Origin of the sequence: Devosia submarina (genome assembly GCF_003056345.1) — a bacterium.
GTDB lineage: Bacteria > Pseudomonadota > Alphaproteobacteria > Rhizobiales > Devosiaceae > Devosia > Devosia submarina.
Genome location: NZ_PYWB01000012.1, coordinates 1 through 14,568, shown reverse-complemented (window position 1 = coordinate 14,568; position 14,568 = coordinate 1). Strand labels below are relative to the sequence as shown.

Sequence of the window (14,568 nt, the reverse complement as noted above, 5' to 3'; positions counted from 1 at the left end):
AACGCATGAACGCTACGGAACGAAGGGAGCTCCGCGATATTCACTGGCCGCCAGCGCATCCAGTACAACCATGACATTACGCCCGTCCTGCAATGCCGATGCCGGCAAATCCGGTGTCTTCTGCTCCCCGAGCATGCGCCTGACGGCCACGGCCTTTACCTCACCCGTGGCAACAACAATGATCCGGCGCGCCTCAAGGATTGTTCCAATACCCATTGATATCGCCTTCCGCGGCGGCAACTCCCCCGCTCCAAAAAAGCGCTGGTTCGCGGCGATGGTTGATGGCGTGAGGTCCACGGCTCTGGTTCTGGACTGAAAGCTCGAGCCGGGCTCGTTGAAGCCGATATGGCCATTCTGACCAAGCCCAAGCAGCATCAAATCAATACCGCCGGCCGCAGCGATCTTGCCCTCATACTCGGCGGCCTCCCCGGCGGGATCTCCGGCAAGGCCATTGGGGATATGATGGTGTTCAGCCGGTCCATCGACATGGTCGAACAAGCGCTCCCGCATATAGGTGGCGTAGGAGCCTGGGTGGTCGGCACCCAGGCCGATATACTCGTCCAAATTGAACGTGGTGATGTCCTTCCACGACACCAGGCCCGATCTGTAGCTCTCGACCAGCCGCGCATAGATTGGCTCGGGCGTACCACCCGTGGGAAGTCCGAGTACCGAGGCAGGCGATAGCTTTATGTGCTCCAAGAGCTGTTCGTGCACAAAATCGGCGACAGCCTCTGCCGAGGCTTTCACGATAACGTCCATTAGGTTCGCTACTTCAAAAAAGGGAAAAGGGGATATCGACTAGAGCCCGTTCATGGGCGCCAAACCGTCAGATTTCCAGCATTGTTCTGACCTTATCAACCAGGCCGATGCCAATCGCGCGCGTGTTCGCCGCATCAAGGTGAACCCCGTCCACCGGGCTCGTCCTTGCAACGCTGCCTGCATCCCAAAATCGGCAAGTCTCAATCGCCGCGATCTCGCGGTATAGTGACGCCAGCTTGCGCGATTCTGGTCCGGCACCTGCGAAATGGTCCAGAGCCAGGGACTGCGCGGGCTGGCTGATAAAAGGGGGTGCAACAAGCATGATCTTCGGTTGCGGCTCGTTCGGCCCAAAAGGATAGTGCAGGATGATTTGGGCCAGCCGGCGCATGCCCAAGGCGGCACCGAGCGCCGTGCCACAGATATGGGCCTTTAGATCATTGGTGCCCAGCATGATGATCACGAGGTTAAGCGGCGTATGGGTGGCCAGGAGCATGGGCAGGGCCCGGACGGCGTTCAGATCGGCAAGGCTAGCGTGATCATCAAAGGATGTGGTGCGACCACTCAGACCCTCGGCAATCACGCGCGCCTTTCCGCCCAATTGCTGTTCCAGAACACTGGGCCAACGATCCTCGAAGGCATGCCGGCCGCCTGTTTGTGCATCGGCTCCCCAGGTCAGGCTGTCGCCGAAAGCCAATATCGTCTTCATGCATTGCGTCCCGTGCGAGAATGATCGTCAGGCGTTTTCCTGGCAATGGAGCAGCGCGCCGATAAGGCCGCTGTCACTACCCAATTGCGCCGGCGTGACGCGCGGGCGAAACAGCGCCGGCTCCCCTTCCAAATGCGTTACCACCTGCGGCAAATAGCCGGGTGCTAGCCCGATGCTGCCGCCGATGGCCACGGCATCCAGCCCAAGGATCACCGTCAAATCGGCAATGAGCCGGGCCACGGCCTGAGCCGAACGCCCGATGATCGGATCATAGGGCTCGCGAGCAAACACAGCCTTGGCATCGGCCAGCCCCGCTGCCGCAGCAATGGCGCGCCCGCCAGCGACGCTCTCCACTGTTCCCAAACGACCCGAGCCACAAGGCTCACCGCTTAGCGGGGAAGAGCTAAAACCGACATGCCCGGCAAGGCCGTTATTGCTGTCAACCAGCTTGCCCGCCAGCACCAGCCCGCCACCAACACCGGTGGATACGGTGAGATAGGCGAAATTATACGCGCCCTGCCCCGCGCCGAAACGGCTCTCGGCCAGGCCAGCGGCGGCCGCATCGTTGATCGCCGACACCCTGGCGCCAAAACGCTCGCGCAACATGGCGCCGAGCGGCGCGGCCTTGATCGCGCTCAGCGTCGCAGTGTTGACAGCATGCCAGCAGCCCTCCCGGTCGATCCGCCCGGCCACAGCCACCCCGAGCGGTTCACCCGCTTGGTAGCCGACCTCCTGGAGGAGAGCGGCCATTGCCTGCATTTGCCCGCCCAGATCAGCACCGCCGCTGGTGGCGCCCTGCGCCCGAGCCTGCACCGCTCCATCTGCGATGCGCGCAACGGCGATCTTGGTGCCCCCCAGATCAACGGCATAGCCCGAAACGCTCATCGGGCGCTCCGTACGGCTTCGGCGAACCAGCCCGTCACGTGCTCGAGCCGCGTCAGGGCGCTGCCAACCGTCACGGCATCGGCACCGGAGGCCATGGCACGCGCGGCAAGCTCGGGCGTGTTGATCCGGCCCTCGGCCATCACAAAGCCCGCCCCCAGGCGCTTGAACGCCGCGATCAGCTCAAGATCGGGACCATCGTTCAGCCCCTCTGTCTCATCCGTATAGCCAGACAAAGTCGTGCCCAAGATAGCCGCGCCCTCTCCCAGGGCCGTGCGACCATCTTCGAGGGTCGAGCTATCCGCCATGGCAAGGCACCCAGCATTCAGAATGGCGCGAAGCACATCCTCTCGCCGATCCGTGCGCGGCCGGCTGGTAGCGTCATAGGCGATGATGTCGGCGCCGGCATCTGCCAGGGCCAGGGCATCCGCAACAGAAACCGTGATGCGCACGGGGCTGTCAGGAAGGTCTGATTTGACAATGCCGATAATGGGCACGTCCACCACCGGGCGAACAGCCCGCAAGTTTTGCACGCCCTCGATGCGCACGCCCATGGCACCGCCCGCTACCGCAGCCCGCGCCATGGCAGCGACAATCGCCGGATCGTCCATCGGCCCATTGTCGACCGGCTGGCACGAAGCAACAAGCCCGCCTCTGAGGCGATCAAGAACAGCAACCATTTCCGGTCCTTTCGGGAAAAATTTGGCGACGGGCGTACCCGCCGCCAGTTTGGGAGATCAAGCCGCCTTGGGCGCTGCTTCCCGCACAATCTTGCCAATGGCTTCCAAAGTGGCTGCGTCCAGCGGCTTGAGCGGCGCAGTGAGCGAAGCCGAGCTTAAAAGCCCCTTGACCCCCATGGCCGCCTTGAATGCGCCCACGCCCGCGGCATCGCCCGATCGGCCCGTGGCAACAAAAACGATCTCGAACAGCCGGTTGAGATATTCCTGCTCCTCCATCGCTGTTTTCATGTCACCGGCTTTGGCGGCGTTCCAAAGGCGCACATAGGCGGCGGCATCCACATTGGCCAGGCCCGGCACAGCGCCATCGGCCCCGATCATGGCCATGGCATCGACCACCACTTCATGCCCGGTGAACAGCGCCAGCGGATAGCAGGCCTCGCGGTTCATCGCGATCAGGCGGCGGAAGCCGACATCGTCGCCCGAGGAATCCTTGACACCAACAATGACGCCCTCCCGGCCCAGCTGCACCAGCAGCTTTGGCGAGAGCTTTTTGTGCGCGCGCACCGGAATGTCATAGGCAAACAGCGGCGCATCGATGCCGGCGCGGATCATGCGGAAATGCTCAGCGATCTCGGCTTCATCATTGATGGTGTAGAGCGGCGCCGTCGTGACAATGGCGTCGGCACCCGCTTCGATCATGGCCCGAGCAGTGCGCACAACACCGGGGGCACTGACTTCCATGGCGCCTGCGATCACCGGCACGCGGCCAGCGGCCGTGGTGCTGATGGCCTTGACCACGGCAATGCGGGTTTCTTCCGAAAGATAGGCAACCTGGCCTGTGGAGCCCAGGGCAAAGATGCCATGAACGCCCGAGGTGATCAGATATTCAACAACGCTGGCGAGATCGTCGAAGTTGACGCTGCCGTCCTCGTTGATCGGCGTAATGACGGGCGGAATGATTCCGTGAAAAGACATGTGTTCTTGGTTCCGAACTCAGGGGATGGGAAGGGATGGGGCGGCCCCGGCCCGCAGGAGACTGGGCGCGGCTGCAAGAAGGGTGCGGGTATAATCCTGGCTGGGGCTGTCGAGGACCTTTGCGCCGGGGCCGAATTCAATGACCTTGCCGCGGTGCATCACCGCAATATCGTCCGAGATATGGCGCACGGTCTGGATGTCATGGGAGATAAAGACCATGCCCAGATTGAGCTCGCTCTTGAGGTCCTGCAGTAGATTGAGGATCTGCGCGCGCACCGACACATCGAGCGCCGAAGTGGGCTCATCGGCCACGATAACCTTGGGATCGAGCGCCAGGGCACGTGCAATGGCGACACGCTGGCGCTGACCACCCGAAAGCTGGGCCGGAATGGCGTCGAGCACCGAGCGGGGCAGCCCTACGAGGCTGACTAACTCGGCGACCCTTTTGCGGCGGCTCGTTTCATCGCCGATCTTGTGCACGCGCAGCGGATCAAGGAGCGCCTCTCGCACCATCATGCGGGCATTGAGTGCTGTGGCGGGGTCCTGGAAAACAACCGATACGACCCGTCCGATACGGCGACGCGTTGCCGGGTCGAACCGACGGACCTCTTCCCCGCCAAACCAGATTTGACCTGCGGTCGGCTCCTGCAGGCCAATCAGCACCTTGGCGGCGGTGGACTTGCCCGAGCCGGATTCGCCCACAACACCAAGCGTCCGCCCGGCATAAACGGCAAGTGAAACGTCCTGCAGGGCATGCAGCAGGATCGGTTTGATACCCGCCGCACGGATGCGGAAATCGACCGAAACCTTGCGCAATTCGATAACGGGAGCCGCAGCCTGGGCAAGATTGGACATCATGTTCATGAGTGCTCCTTGATGGGTTGGACCACCGGATCATCGGGATGGGCGGCATAGAAATGCTCGGTCCCCGGAATTTGCCGGAACACCGGAGTGACCCCGCCATTGCGTGACGGATCCGACGAGCGGGGCGCAAAGCGGTCACCCCTTGGGAATTCACGCGGCGAAGGCACGGTGCCGCGGACCTGATGGAGGCGTGCAGCACTCGCCTCGATGCTAAGCACCGCACCCAGCAGCCCGCGCGTATATTCATGCACAGGCTGGGTGAGGATTTCCGAAGTGCGCCCCTGCTCCACCATCTGCCCGGCATACATGACGGCAATCCGGTGAGAGATTTCGGCCACGAGCGCCAGATCGTGCGACACGAACAGCATAGCAAAGCCCAACTCCTCGCGCAGACTATTGAGCAATTCCACCACCTGCTTTTGCACCGTTACGTCCAGCGCTGTAGTCGGCTCGTCGGCGATAACGAGGCGCGGATTTCGGGTGAGCGCCATGGCAATCAGCACGCGCTGGCGCTGGCCGCCCGAAAGTTCATGGGGATAGGCGTTGAGCGTGCGAGCAGGATCGAGCCCCACCATTTCCAGCAGATCCTCAGCCGTTCGCGTACCACCGCGCGAGGTCAGCTGCGCCATTTGCGAGCGGATCAGCATGGCCGGATTAAGCGAGGAAAGCGCATCCTGGTAGATCATGGCAATGCCCTTGCCGCGCAGCGAGCTGCGCTCCCGCTCGCTCATGGTGAGCAGGTTATTGCCCTCGAACAGGATTTCCCCGCCAATCTTTGCACGTGGGTCAAGCAGACCCATAATTGCAAGCGAGGTGATCGACTTGCCGCATCCCGATTCCCCCACCAGCGCCACGGTTTCACCCGGCCGCACGCTGAAGGAGATATCATCGACGACATTAACGTCCCCATGGCGCGGGAACCCAATGCTGAGATTGCGCACTTCAAGTAGGGGCGGCTTGCTCGTGTCGGCAACCAGCCGATCAGTCCGCGCCAACTCCACCCGGCGAAGCTCGGCTAGGCGCTCATCGAGCGACACAACCGGCTCGGCAGACTTAGCTTGGGTTTGCGGCGTCGAGAGCTGATCGATCGCAGCCTCAACGGCGCTGGCATCCACATGGGCCCAGGCCCGCGGCGCGGCCATGGCGTCGGTCATGCCCTCGGCCAGCACATTAAGCGCCAGAACCGTGACCGTGATCAAAATGCCCGCAAACAGCGTTGGCCACCATGCGCCCGACATCACCAATTGCCGCCCCGCGGCCATGACATTGCCCCATGAGGGCGCGGGATCGGGAACGCCGGCCTGGATAAAGGACAGCGAAGCCTCGAACACGATGGCGTCGGCAACAAGAATGGTGCCAAACACCAGAACCGGCGCAAGGCAATTGCGCGCAACATGGCGCAGCAGGATATGGGGCGTCGAGGCACCCATAACCCGCACAGCGGCGACATAGTCTTCCCCATACTGCCCAATGATGTTGGCGCGAATGACGCGGGTCAGCTGCGGTGTGTAGAGAAAGGCAATGGTCAGCACCAATGCCGGCAGGGACTGGCCGAACACGGTGACGAAAACAACTGCCAGCGCAATGCCGGGAAAGGACATCACCATGTCCAACACACGCATCAAAATTTCGGACACCCAGCGACCTGAAGTCGCTGCGATCGCCCCCAGGATGGAAGCGGCAATCAGCGCGACGCCCGTGGCAGCCAGACCGATAATCAGCGAGGAACCAGCGCCATGCACAAGGCGCGAGAAAATGTCCCGGCCCTGCCGGTCGGTGCCAAACCAGTGCGCCGCATCAGGGGCAACAGGTCCACGCGTCAAACCGGTCGCAAGCGGATCATAGGGCGCAATCAAGGGCGCCAGCAGCGCCAGGAGGCACACCAAGGCCAGAACACACAGCGCGACTTTGGAGGGCGCCGACAAATGACGCAGCCCCGACAGGCGCAGCCCGGGAATGGAGAGCTTTTGGGTAAGTTCGTTTCTGATCACGTCACACCGTCCTGATGCGTGGATTGACCAGCACGTAGAGCAGGTCGACGATGACATTGATCACCATGAAGGCCAGCGCCACGGTCAGCGTCACGCCCTGGATGAGATTGGGTTCATTGTTGCTGACGCCGTTCATGATCAGCATGCCCATCCCATTGATGTTGAAGATGATCTCGATAATAACGGCGCCGCCCAGAAGGTAACCCACGCGCAGCCCCAGCACGGTGATGGGGGTGATCAGCGCATTGCGCAGCACATTGCGGCCCACAACCACATGGCGGGGAATGCCGGCGCCAAGCGCCGTGCGGACATAATCCTTGTCCAGCTCCTCGACCACGGCGGTCCGCACCACGCGGGACAATTGCCCGATCACGGGAATGGCCAGAGCCACGGCCGGCAACAGCATGCGCAGGAACCAGCCACCGAAATTGTCCGTCATGGACGGCAGCCGCCCAGCCGTTGGGAGCAATGAAAATATGCCCACCTTCTGCCCCAGCAGCTGGATCAGGAGCACCGCCAGCCAAAACGAAGGTGTGGAGAGCGAGGCGATGGAGACGAGGCGGATCACCTGGTCCGGCCACCGATCGCGATAGATGGCGGCGAGCACGCCCAGCAGCAGCGAGAAGGTGATGGCGATCACCAGACCCAGAAAGGTCAGTTGCAGCGTGATCGGAAAGGCTTTCGCCACTTCGTCGATCACCGGCAGTTCGCGCGCCGAATAGGTGCCCAAATCTAGCCGGATCAGCCCGCCCAGGAAGTGGAAATAGCGGGTGAGCAATGGCTCATCGAGCCCATGCTCGGCCCGATATTGCTGCCGCGCCTCGATCGATGCGCCTTCGCCCAGGGCGGTCAGCGCCGGATCGACCTTGGAAAAGGACATGATGAAAAAGACGAGAAATGTAATCCCGAGGATCATGATCGGCAGTTGCAGCAGGCGGCGCCAGATCAGGTTGAGCACGTTCAGCATGGCCAGTCGGCTCGCTTTGCATGGACGGGGTTGTGAAGGGGCCCCGGAAAGCCGGGACCCACAATGTTAGGCCTGCAGAAAGGCCGCGGCCTACTTCTTGACGCCGACGTCGAGGAAGGAGAGGCCGGTGGTGGGAACGGGGCGGAAGTTCTCGAGCTCCTCCTCGCTCCAGGCGGTCGGCAACTGCCGATGCAGCAACGGATAAAGCGGAACCTGTTCGGAGATCAGGTCAAACGCCTCATTCCACTTGGCCTGCTGCTCGTCTCCGGAAAGACGCACGGCCTCGTCGAGGATCTGGGTCAACTCGGCGTATTCGGCGCTCTCGGCCCAACGATAGCGGTCGGTTGGCCAGATATTGTCGCCGAACCACCACTGCATGAGCAGGTCAGCATCATTGCCAAACACGGAAGGGTCGCCGGGGGCGATCATGGCCTGCATTTCGTTGGCGTCGACCTTGACATATTGCCCGCCGGACTGGCCGATATCCAAAGTGACGTTGAAGCCAACGGCATCAAGCGATTCCTTGACGATCGGCGCAACGTCCTTGACCCAGCCATGGTCGGTGCTGAGCAGCGTGATATCGAGCTGGGGAACGCCGGCCTCTTCGAGCAGGGCACGGGCCTTGTCCGGATCATGGGAATAAACGGTCGATGCTTCGTGGAAGTTCGGATGCGTTTCGGGCAGGAAGGACTTGGCGGCGCTGGCATTGTCGAGCATGCCGGTGCCGATGATTTTGTCCATGTCCAGAGCATAAAGGAAGGCTTGGCGGACACGGACGTCATCGAACGGCGGCGCTGAGGTGTTGAACATGGCAAACAGCAGGCCGAAGGACTGCGCCTTTTCCACCGTAGCCACGGCCGAGACCTGGTCGATGTCGATATAGGGAACGTCTTCGATCGCCATCACTGTGCCAGAGCTGAGCGCGTTGACGCGAGCGGTCGGGTCGGCAATCAAATCCCAGACGATCTCCTTGGCCAGCGCCGGGCGCGGGCCAGTATAATCGTCATTGCGCTCGAAAACGATCTGCGCTTCGGGAACAGCGGAAACAAGGCGATAGGGCCCCGTGCCGATCGGCAGATTGCCGAAGGCTGCGGGATCGGCTTCCACCGCGGCGCGCGGCACGATCTTGATCGAGCCGATCCGCTCGTTGAACAGCGAGAACGGATATTTGTTGGTGAACTTCACCGTTGTTTCGTCAACGGCTTCCACCTTGTCGATAAACGACACAAAGGAGCGGAACAGCGAATTGGATGCAGGATCCAGCACGCGCTCGGCCGAAAATACCACATCGTCCGCCGTCACCGGCGTGCCGTCGTGAAACACTGCGCCCTCACGCAGCTTGATGATGTATTCAAGGCCGTCTGCACTGGTCGGCATTTCGGCGGCCAGCGCGGCATAGGGCTCGCGGGTGACGGGATCAAGGTCAACCAGGCCTTCCATCGTGTGCCAATTGGCGGCTACCGTGACGGCGCCCGAGGCGCTCATGGGATCAAACGTGCCGGACAGGCCATAGGCGATGCCCGCCTGGATGGTCGCATCGAGATCGATATTGTCCAGCACAGGCTGCGCCATGGCGGCAGAACCCAGCATCGAGAGCGAGGCGAAAACGCCGGCAGCCAGCACCAGCGCACGGCGGGATATCCCCTTGGGATGGTAACGCATGAAAACTCCTCCATTGACATCAGACGTCAGATGTCATCTAGACAATTGTGCGCGAGCCCGCAAGCCATGTATCGAGTAATCTCGATTGAATCGTATCTGGCGATCTCCATAACCCGCAGCTCCCGGTGATCGGCGCACAAGAACTGAGTGGACGAATGAACGATCTGGTAGAGGTGCCAAACAGCGAGTTGAGGATGCGCCGAAGCACCACGGCCGAGCAGATCAAGCGCTTGATCCTCACCTCCGGCTTGCGTGCCGGCGATCCGATTCCGACCGAAACCGAGCTTTGCCAGGAGCTGGGGGTTTCCCGCTCCTCGGTGCGTGAGGCGATCCGCCGGCTGGCCACTCTCGATATTGTCGAGGTACGCCACGGCCATGGCACGGTGGTTGGCCAGATGAGCCTTGCGCCCCTGGTGGAAACCCTGGTTTTTCGCGGCGTCCTGTCGCCAGGGGACGACCTTGCGGCCCTGCGCGAAGTGGTGGATATGCGCTGCGCGCTCGACATGGCCCTAAGCGATCGCGTGGTAAGCGTTCACAAGGGCAAGAACAATCCAACGCTGCTCGACCTGGTTGACCGCATGCTTGCTCATGCTGAGGCGGAACGGCCTTTCCTGATCGAAGACCGGCAGTTTCACAACGAGCTGCTGCTTCCCGTGGGCAACCAGCTCGCGGTGCAGCTGGTCACCGCCTTCTGGGATATCCACACCGCCGTCCTGCCCAAGCTCGACCTGGCCCTGCCCTCGGATTTGCGCCAGACCGCCAAGGCGCATGGCGATCTTTATCGTTCCGCCCAGCAGGGCGACGCCGAAGCATACCGGCGTGCCGTTGTCGACCACTACGAGCCTTTGCTGCGCATGCTGCGCGTGAAGTCCCGCCCGTAAATTCTATAAAGGACCCCTCGTGACACTCCCATTGACCGACATGCTGGTGGCCCAGCGGGCTCACCGCATACAGATCGACACGCTGCCCCCCGAACTCGTGCCCGCCAATGCCGGGACCGCCTACCAGGTGCAGACCGAAACAGTGCGCGCGCTTGGCCGCGTGGGTGCCTGGAAGGTCCAACCCTATCCCGAGAACGGCGAACCCTTCGCGGCACCCATCCTCGAGGGCACCATCTTCCCCGGCAAAGCCGTGCTCGAAGCATCGCGATTTCCCAGAACCGCCATCGAGGCTGAAGTGGCGGTCAAGCTCGATCGCGGCTTTCCTCAGCGTAGGGAGGCTTACACCACGCAGGATTTGGCCGAAGCGATCGGCAGCACCCATCTTGCCATCTAGGTTTTGTCCTCCCGCTTCACCGACCCATCAAAGCTCCGCCCCTGGCGGGCATCGCCGACCTGCAAAGCAATGCAGCGGTGATCCTCGGGCCGGCCCACCCATCGCGCGACTTGCCCGATCTTTCCCACCAGGCAATGACCATGTCCGTGGACGGAGCCGAGATTGGCCGCGCTGCGGCAGGCGCAGCAACACAAGCCGTCCTGCGCTCCCTCGCCTGGCTCGCCAACCACGCTTCCGCACGAAGCCTGCCCCTCAAGCAGGGCGACGTAATCATCACAGGCGCCCGCATCGGCGCCCTGCCGCTGAACGGCAAGACCGTCCTGGTCGAAGCCGAGGGTTTCGAGCCGGTATCAGCCCGCTTCGAGTAACCAGCCCTGCGAAAAATCGCCAATAATTCGGGAGTGTCGAGCGCTCACTCAAGGAGGTGGCGGAAATCGCTTTTGCCGCTGCTTGGCTGGAACGCGCTGTGCCTGGCGGTGCCGCTCTGGTTTTATCTGCAGCCATCGCTGGAGCCATCTTTGGCGCGAGCAGTGGTACTTCTTTTCGCTGGACCAGCTATCTTTTTAGCCATGATCGGTAATGTGGCATCGTTTCTTTTCGCCCGCTCGAGACTGGGCGCCATTTTGGTTGTGGTTACTGCAGTACTGTTCCTGATCTGGCTTACCGCAGTGCTGATTTCGTAGTGGCGAGGCCACTCGGAGCGCACTGGGACCCTAGCGGTCAACCACTCGGCCTGTTGAACTCAGGGGGCCGATCCACGTCTTCTGCATTGCCACGATCGACCTCGCCGATGAAGTCCATGATTGCGGCGGCAAGCGCTATTGGAGCTTCCATGGCGATGTAGTGGCCAGTGCCTGGAATGCTGTGCGTCTTCAGCTCGCCGGCAATCGCCGCCCCGAAGGATCGGGCGGTGAAATCTGAACCGGCCTGGTCAATGGCTAGCACGGGCATGGCCAGTGGCTTGGCCGCAACCATGGCCTTGTAGTCCTCCACCTCATCCAGATTGCTGGCATAGATTACCTGTGCACCATTCCATCCGCCGGCACGCGCATACCCGCGGCCGAATTCGGCGATGTCACCTGCTTCAATGGCAGTCAAGCTTGCGAAGATAAACGCGCTCAGCAGCGCCGTTTCACGTTCCTTGAAGAAGCACTCCGCTGCCCCCAGCTTTGCAAGCGTTCCCCAATACCAGGCTATTGCTGGGTTAGCGAGGATCTCAAGACCAAAGCCAGGAAGCCCGGTTTCAATGGCGATGAAGCTTTGAACGTCTTGCGGATAGGTGCTGGCAAGCCGAAAAGCCAATGGGCCTGAAAAGTCCTGCGCCACCAAGTGCACTGGACCGAGCCCTATATGGCCGATCAGCGCGCGAAAATCTTCGGCCATGGTGGCGCTGCTGTCCCTGGGCTGAGCGATGTCCGAGGCGCCGAAGCCGCGAAGATCAACAGCAAACACCTTGTGGGATCTTGCCAGGCGAGGGATCACCTTGTGGAAGGCCCACCAAGTCTCGGGCCAGCCATGTAACAATAGAATTGGACTGCCCTCTGCACCGGCAGCAACATAGTGCAAGGTGGTGCCGTTCACCGCGGCGCGATGGTGGGTGACTTCCGGAATCGTTGCTGACGTCATGTTTCCCTCAATAGGCAACTTGGTTGACTTAATAACCAAGTAGACATCCAGGTTGTCTATGTCAACGACAATGGACACTCTGGTTGTCTTTTTTCGCCGTTTGTTCTAGCAAATGAACATGAGCAGAAACGGCGCCGATCTTGCATTGCTTCTTCTGGGCGGGTTCCGGCAGTTGGCAGACCGCGCCGGGAGCGAGCTGCTGCGGCGGGGTTATCCGGAGCTTCGCCCAGCCCAGGAATTTGCCTTGCGAGCCATTGCAGGTGGCGCCGATAGCGCATCCGAACTCGGCCGCCGCTTATCAGTCTCCAAACAAGCGGCCGCCAAGGTCATCAGCGTGCTTGAGGAGCGCGGCTATGTGGCCCGCCTCAACGATGTGAGCGACTCCCGGCGCAAGCTCCTCTCGGTTACCCCGCTCGGCCATGAGGCCATGGCTCAGGGCGAAGCCATTTTCGACGAGCTGCGCGCCGACTGGGCCCACAAGATTGGCCCGGCAGAGCTGGATCGCCTGCAGCGCAATCTCTCGATCCTGTTGGGAGACGCCGCCATCGATTTGGATGCCTCGGGTATCACCGGGCTGGCTGACGAGTAGCCGCCATGACCATCAGCTTATTGGAAAAGCTCAGGGGCCAATGTCCTACACAGATCGCTAAGCGCCCTCCGCACAATCAGCTTCGCAGGACCCGACCAGCAGCCGCTTACTACGCTGCACTCGCCAGCCACAAACGCTTGCGCAATTGAACTGGTGCCATGGCACACCTATCTGGGGCGGCTAGGACGGTCTCCTTCAGCTCGGAGAGGCCCAGACATGTTTTCCTTTAGCCAAGGCATTTCAGGGTGATCCCACTTTCCATTCTCGAACTGGGTCGTGTGCGCGAAGGCGCAGACCGGCGCACGGCACTTGATGAGGCGCGGGCCCTGGGCCAACATGCCGAAAAGCTGGGATATCGCCGGATCTGGGTTGCCGAGCACCACAACATGGCCGGCGGCCACCTCGCTGGTGATCGCCCATATCGCCGCAGGAACCAGCACGATCCGCGTGGGCGCCGGCGGTATCATGCTGCCCAATCACGCGCCCTATGTCATCGCTGAACAGTTCGGAACCCTGGAAACGCTGTTTCCCGGGCGCATCGATCTGGGCCTGGGACGCGCTCCGGGCACCGATCAGCTGACATTGCGCGCTTTGCGGCGCGATCCGGCCAATGCCGAAAATTTCCCGCAGGACGTCCTGGAGCTGCAGGCGTTTCTCGCGCCCGCCGCCCCCAACCAGCGGATCGAAGCCGTTCCGGGCTCGGGCAGCAACGTGCCGCTGTGGATCTTGGGATCAAGCCTTTTCGGTGCGCATCTGGCGGCCGAACTGGGCCTGCCCTATGGTTTTGCTTCCCATTTCGCGCCCCAGGCGCTTGATCAAGCCTTGGCGGTCTATCGCGATCGCTTCAAGCCGTCCGAACAGGCTGCACGACCCTACGCGCTGGTCGGCGTCAATGTGATCGCGGCAGAAACGGACGAGGAGGCGCGTTTCCTTGCCACGTCACAGCAGATGTCCTTTGCAGATATCTTCCGCGGACAGCGCCGCCTAATGCAGCCTCCGATCGAGGATATCGACACCTATTGGACACCGATGGAAAAGGCCCAGGCCGGGCAGATGCTCGATTTCAGCGTCATCGGCAGCAAGCAAACCGTCCGCCGCCGCCTGCAGCAGATCATCGAGCGCACCCAAGCCGATGAACTGATGATCGTCTCGGACATGTATGACCCGCAAGAGCGCCTGCGCAGCCTTGAACTGACCATGGACGCAACAAGCTAAGGCCCACCGGCAACCTCACCGGCCTGCGGGTCCAGACGCTTGTTATCAATGAAAACTGGCGGAGAGAGAGAGGGACAGGCCGATCCCCAGATCCAGTGCAACGACTTCAGCTACTTAGCAGACAGGCATTTTTTGCTGTGTACCACCTGCAGCGTCTACTGCCAAGGCAACGATTGTGCCTCGCAGGTGAGCATAGGCCGAGTTAACGCACCTGATGGTAATGGCAATGATGGCGTGGAAAGCGGACAGACAGCTTCTCTATCGCGGTTTGTGTCAAGGGCCGTACGGCGTCATCTGCCGCCGAGAGGCGGCATGCCGGACTTGCGAAGACGCCAACGAGCGGCATGCGTTGAGGGTCAGCCTTTGCTGCTCGGCCT

The 14,568-nt window shown here is 61.6% G+C and carries 15 protein-coding genes and 1 pseudogene; 6 read left to right on the top strand and 10 right to left on the bottom strand.

All coding sequences use genetic code 11. The features are described from left to right. Window positions 1-12: 12 nt before the first annotated feature. From nagB to DDE77_RS16575, 9 genes are all read right to left on the bottom strand, one after another. Entirely contained in the window at window positions 13-759 is a 747-nt protein-coding gene (gene nagB, locus DDE77_RS16615; protein ID WP_108398602.1) for a glucosamine-6-phosphate deaminase, read from the bottom strand. 67 nt (window positions 760-826) lie between these two features. Next, window positions 827-1,465 (bottom strand): SGNH/GDSL hydrolase family protein, encoded by a 639-nt coding sequence (locus DDE77_RS16610; protein WP_108398601.1) that lies wholly within the window; start codon window positions 1,463-1,465, stop codon window positions 827-829. Between the two features lie 27 nt (window positions 1,466-1,492). After that, window positions 1,493-2,350 (bottom strand): ROK family protein, encoded by an 858-nt coding sequence (locus DDE77_RS16605; protein ID WP_108398600.1) that lies wholly within the window; start codon window positions 2,348-2,350, stop codon window positions 1,493-1,495. Further along, window positions 2,347-3,027: a putative N-acetylmannosamine-6-phosphate 2-epimerase gene (locus DDE77_RS16600; protein WP_108398599.1), complete on the bottom strand. Its 681-nt coding sequence runs from the start codon at window positions 3,025-3,027 to the stop codon at window positions 2,347-2,349. Before DDE77_RS16600 ends, DDE77_RS16605 begins: the two co-directional genes overlap by 4 nt. A 57-nt stretch (window positions 3,028-3,084) precedes the next feature. Beyond that, the gene (locus DDE77_RS16595; RefSeq protein ID WP_108398598.1) at window positions 3,085-4,002 is read right to left on the bottom strand and encodes a dihydrodipicolinate synthase family protein; all 918 of its coding nucleotides are present in this window, start codon (window positions 4,000-4,002) and stop codon (window positions 3,085-3,087) included. A gap of 18 nt (window positions 4,003-4,020) precedes the next feature. Next, the gene (locus tag DDE77_RS16590) at window positions 4,021-4,866 is read right to left on the bottom strand and encodes an ABC transporter ATP-binding protein (RefSeq protein WP_108398597.1); all 846 of its coding nucleotides are present in this window, start codon (window positions 4,864-4,866) and stop codon (window positions 4,021-4,023) included. After that, window positions 4,863-6,857 carry a dipeptide/oligopeptide/nickel ABC transporter permease/ATP-binding protein gene (locus DDE77_RS16585; protein WP_210204419.1) on the bottom strand — a complete coding sequence of 665 codons (1,995 nt, stop codon included), beginning with the start codon at window positions 6,855-6,857 and terminating at the stop codon, window positions 4,863-4,865. The genes DDE77_RS16590 and DDE77_RS16585 overlap by 4 nt, the downstream gene beginning before the upstream one ends. Before the next feature lies 1 nt (window position 6,858). Further along, a complete protein-coding gene (locus DDE77_RS16580; RefSeq protein WP_108398595.1) occupies window positions 6,859-7,824 on the bottom strand; it encodes an ABC transporter permease in 966 nt (321 codons plus the stop codon). A gap of 90 nt (window positions 7,825-7,914) precedes the next feature. Next, complete coding sequence (locus tag DDE77_RS16575; RefSeq protein ID WP_108398594.1) at window positions 7,915-9,486, bottom strand: ABC transporter substrate-binding protein; 1,572 nt, start codon at window positions 9,484-9,486, stop codon at window positions 7,915-7,917. Between the two features lie 155 nt (window positions 9,487-9,641). Here DDE77_RS16575 and DDE77_RS16570 point away from each other — a divergent pair, with 155 nt between their 5' ends. The 4 genes from DDE77_RS16570 to DDE77_RS16555 all read left to right on the top strand — a co-directional run bounded on the left by DDE77_RS16570 (window position 9,642) and on the right by DDE77_RS16555 (window position 11,444). Then, the gene (locus DDE77_RS16570) at window positions 9,642-10,367 is read left to right on the top strand and encodes a FadR/GntR family transcriptional regulator (protein ID WP_210204418.1); all 726 of its coding nucleotides are present in this window, start codon (window positions 9,642-9,644) and stop codon (window positions 10,365-10,367) included. A 19-nt stretch (window positions 10,368-10,386) separates the two neighbouring features. Beyond that, window positions 10,387-10,761: a hypothetical protein gene (locus tag DDE77_RS16565; RefSeq protein ID WP_157959896.1), complete on the top strand. Its 375-nt coding sequence runs from the start codon at window positions 10,387-10,389 to the stop codon at window positions 10,759-10,761. A gap of 26 nt (window positions 10,762-10,787) precedes the next feature. Further along, on the top strand, window positions 10,788-11,129 hold the full coding sequence (locus DDE77_RS16560) for a fumarylacetoacetate hydrolase family protein (protein WP_108398592.1): 342 nt from the start codon (window positions 10,788-10,790) through the stop codon (window positions 11,127-11,129). 72 nt (window positions 11,130-11,201) lie between these two features. After that, window positions 11,202-11,444 carry a hypothetical protein gene (locus DDE77_RS16555; RefSeq protein ID WP_108398591.1) on the top strand — a complete coding sequence of 81 codons (243 nt, stop codon included), beginning with the start codon at window positions 11,202-11,204 and terminating at the stop codon, window positions 11,442-11,444. A gap of 37 nt (window positions 11,445-11,481) precedes the next feature. Here DDE77_RS16555 and DDE77_RS16550 read toward each other — a convergent pair whose 3' ends face one another. Further along, window positions 11,482-12,387, bottom strand: coding sequence for an alpha/beta fold hydrolase (locus tag DDE77_RS16550; protein ID WP_108398688.1), 906 nt, complete (start codon window positions 12,385-12,387; stop codon window positions 11,482-11,484). 118 nt (window positions 12,388-12,505) lie between these two features. Here DDE77_RS16550 and DDE77_RS16545 point away from each other — a divergent pair, with 118 nt between their 5' ends. Then, a complete protein-coding gene (locus DDE77_RS16545; RefSeq protein WP_108398687.1) occupies window positions 12,506-12,976 on the top strand; it encodes a MarR family winged helix-turn-helix transcriptional regulator in 471 nt (156 codons plus the stop codon). 245 nt (window positions 12,977-13,221) lie between these two features. Beyond that, window positions 13,222-14,191 (top strand): annotated as a pseudogene (locus tag DDE77_RS16540) (LLM class flavin-dependent oxidoreductase). Window positions 14,192-14,568: the final 377 nt, after the last annotated feature.

Excerpts from the sequence above, each read along its gene's own strand:
- nagB (WP_108398602.1), bottom strand. The coding sequence starts at position 759 with ATGGACGTTATCGTGAAAGCCTCGGCAGAGGCTGTCGCCGATTTTGTG.
- DDE77_RS16610 (WP_108398601.1), bottom strand. The coding sequence starts at position 1,465 with ATGAAGACGATATTGGCTTTCGGCGACAGCCTGACCTGGGGAGCCGAT.
- DDE77_RS16605 (WP_108398600.1), bottom strand. The coding sequence starts at position 2,350 with ATGAGCGTTTCGGGCTATGCCGTTGATCTGGGGGGCACCAAGATCGCC.
- DDE77_RS16600 (WP_108398599.1), bottom strand. The coding sequence starts at position 3,027 with ATGGTTGCTGTTCTTGATCGCCTCAGAGGCGGGCTTGTTGCTTCGTGC.
- DDE77_RS16595 (WP_108398598.1), bottom strand. The coding sequence starts at position 4,002 with ATGTCTTTTCACGGAATCATTCCGCCCGTCATTACGCCGATCAACGAG.
- DDE77_RS16590 (WP_108398597.1), bottom strand. The coding sequence starts at position 4,866 with ATGAACATGATGTCCAATCTTGCCCAGGCTGCGGCTCCCGTTATCGAA.
- DDE77_RS16580 (WP_108398595.1), bottom strand. The coding sequence starts at position 7,824 with ATGCTGAACGTGCTCAACCTGATCTGGCGCCGCCTGCTGCAACTGCCG.
- DDE77_RS16575 (WP_108398594.1), bottom strand. The coding sequence starts at position 9,486 with ATGCGTTACCATCCCAAGGGGATATCCCGCCGTGCGCTGGTGCTGGCT.
- DDE77_RS16570 (WP_210204418.1), top strand. The coding sequence starts at position 9,642 with ATGAACGATCTGGTAGAGGTGCCAAACAGCGAGTTGAGGATGCGCCGA.
- DDE77_RS16550 (WP_108398688.1), bottom strand. The coding sequence starts at position 12,387 with ATGACGTCAGCAACGATTCCGGAAGTCACCCACCATCGCGCCGCGGTG.
- DDE77_RS16545 (WP_108398687.1), top strand. The coding sequence starts at position 12,506 with ATGAGCAGAAACGGCGCCGATCTTGCATTGCTTCTTCTGGGCGGGTTC.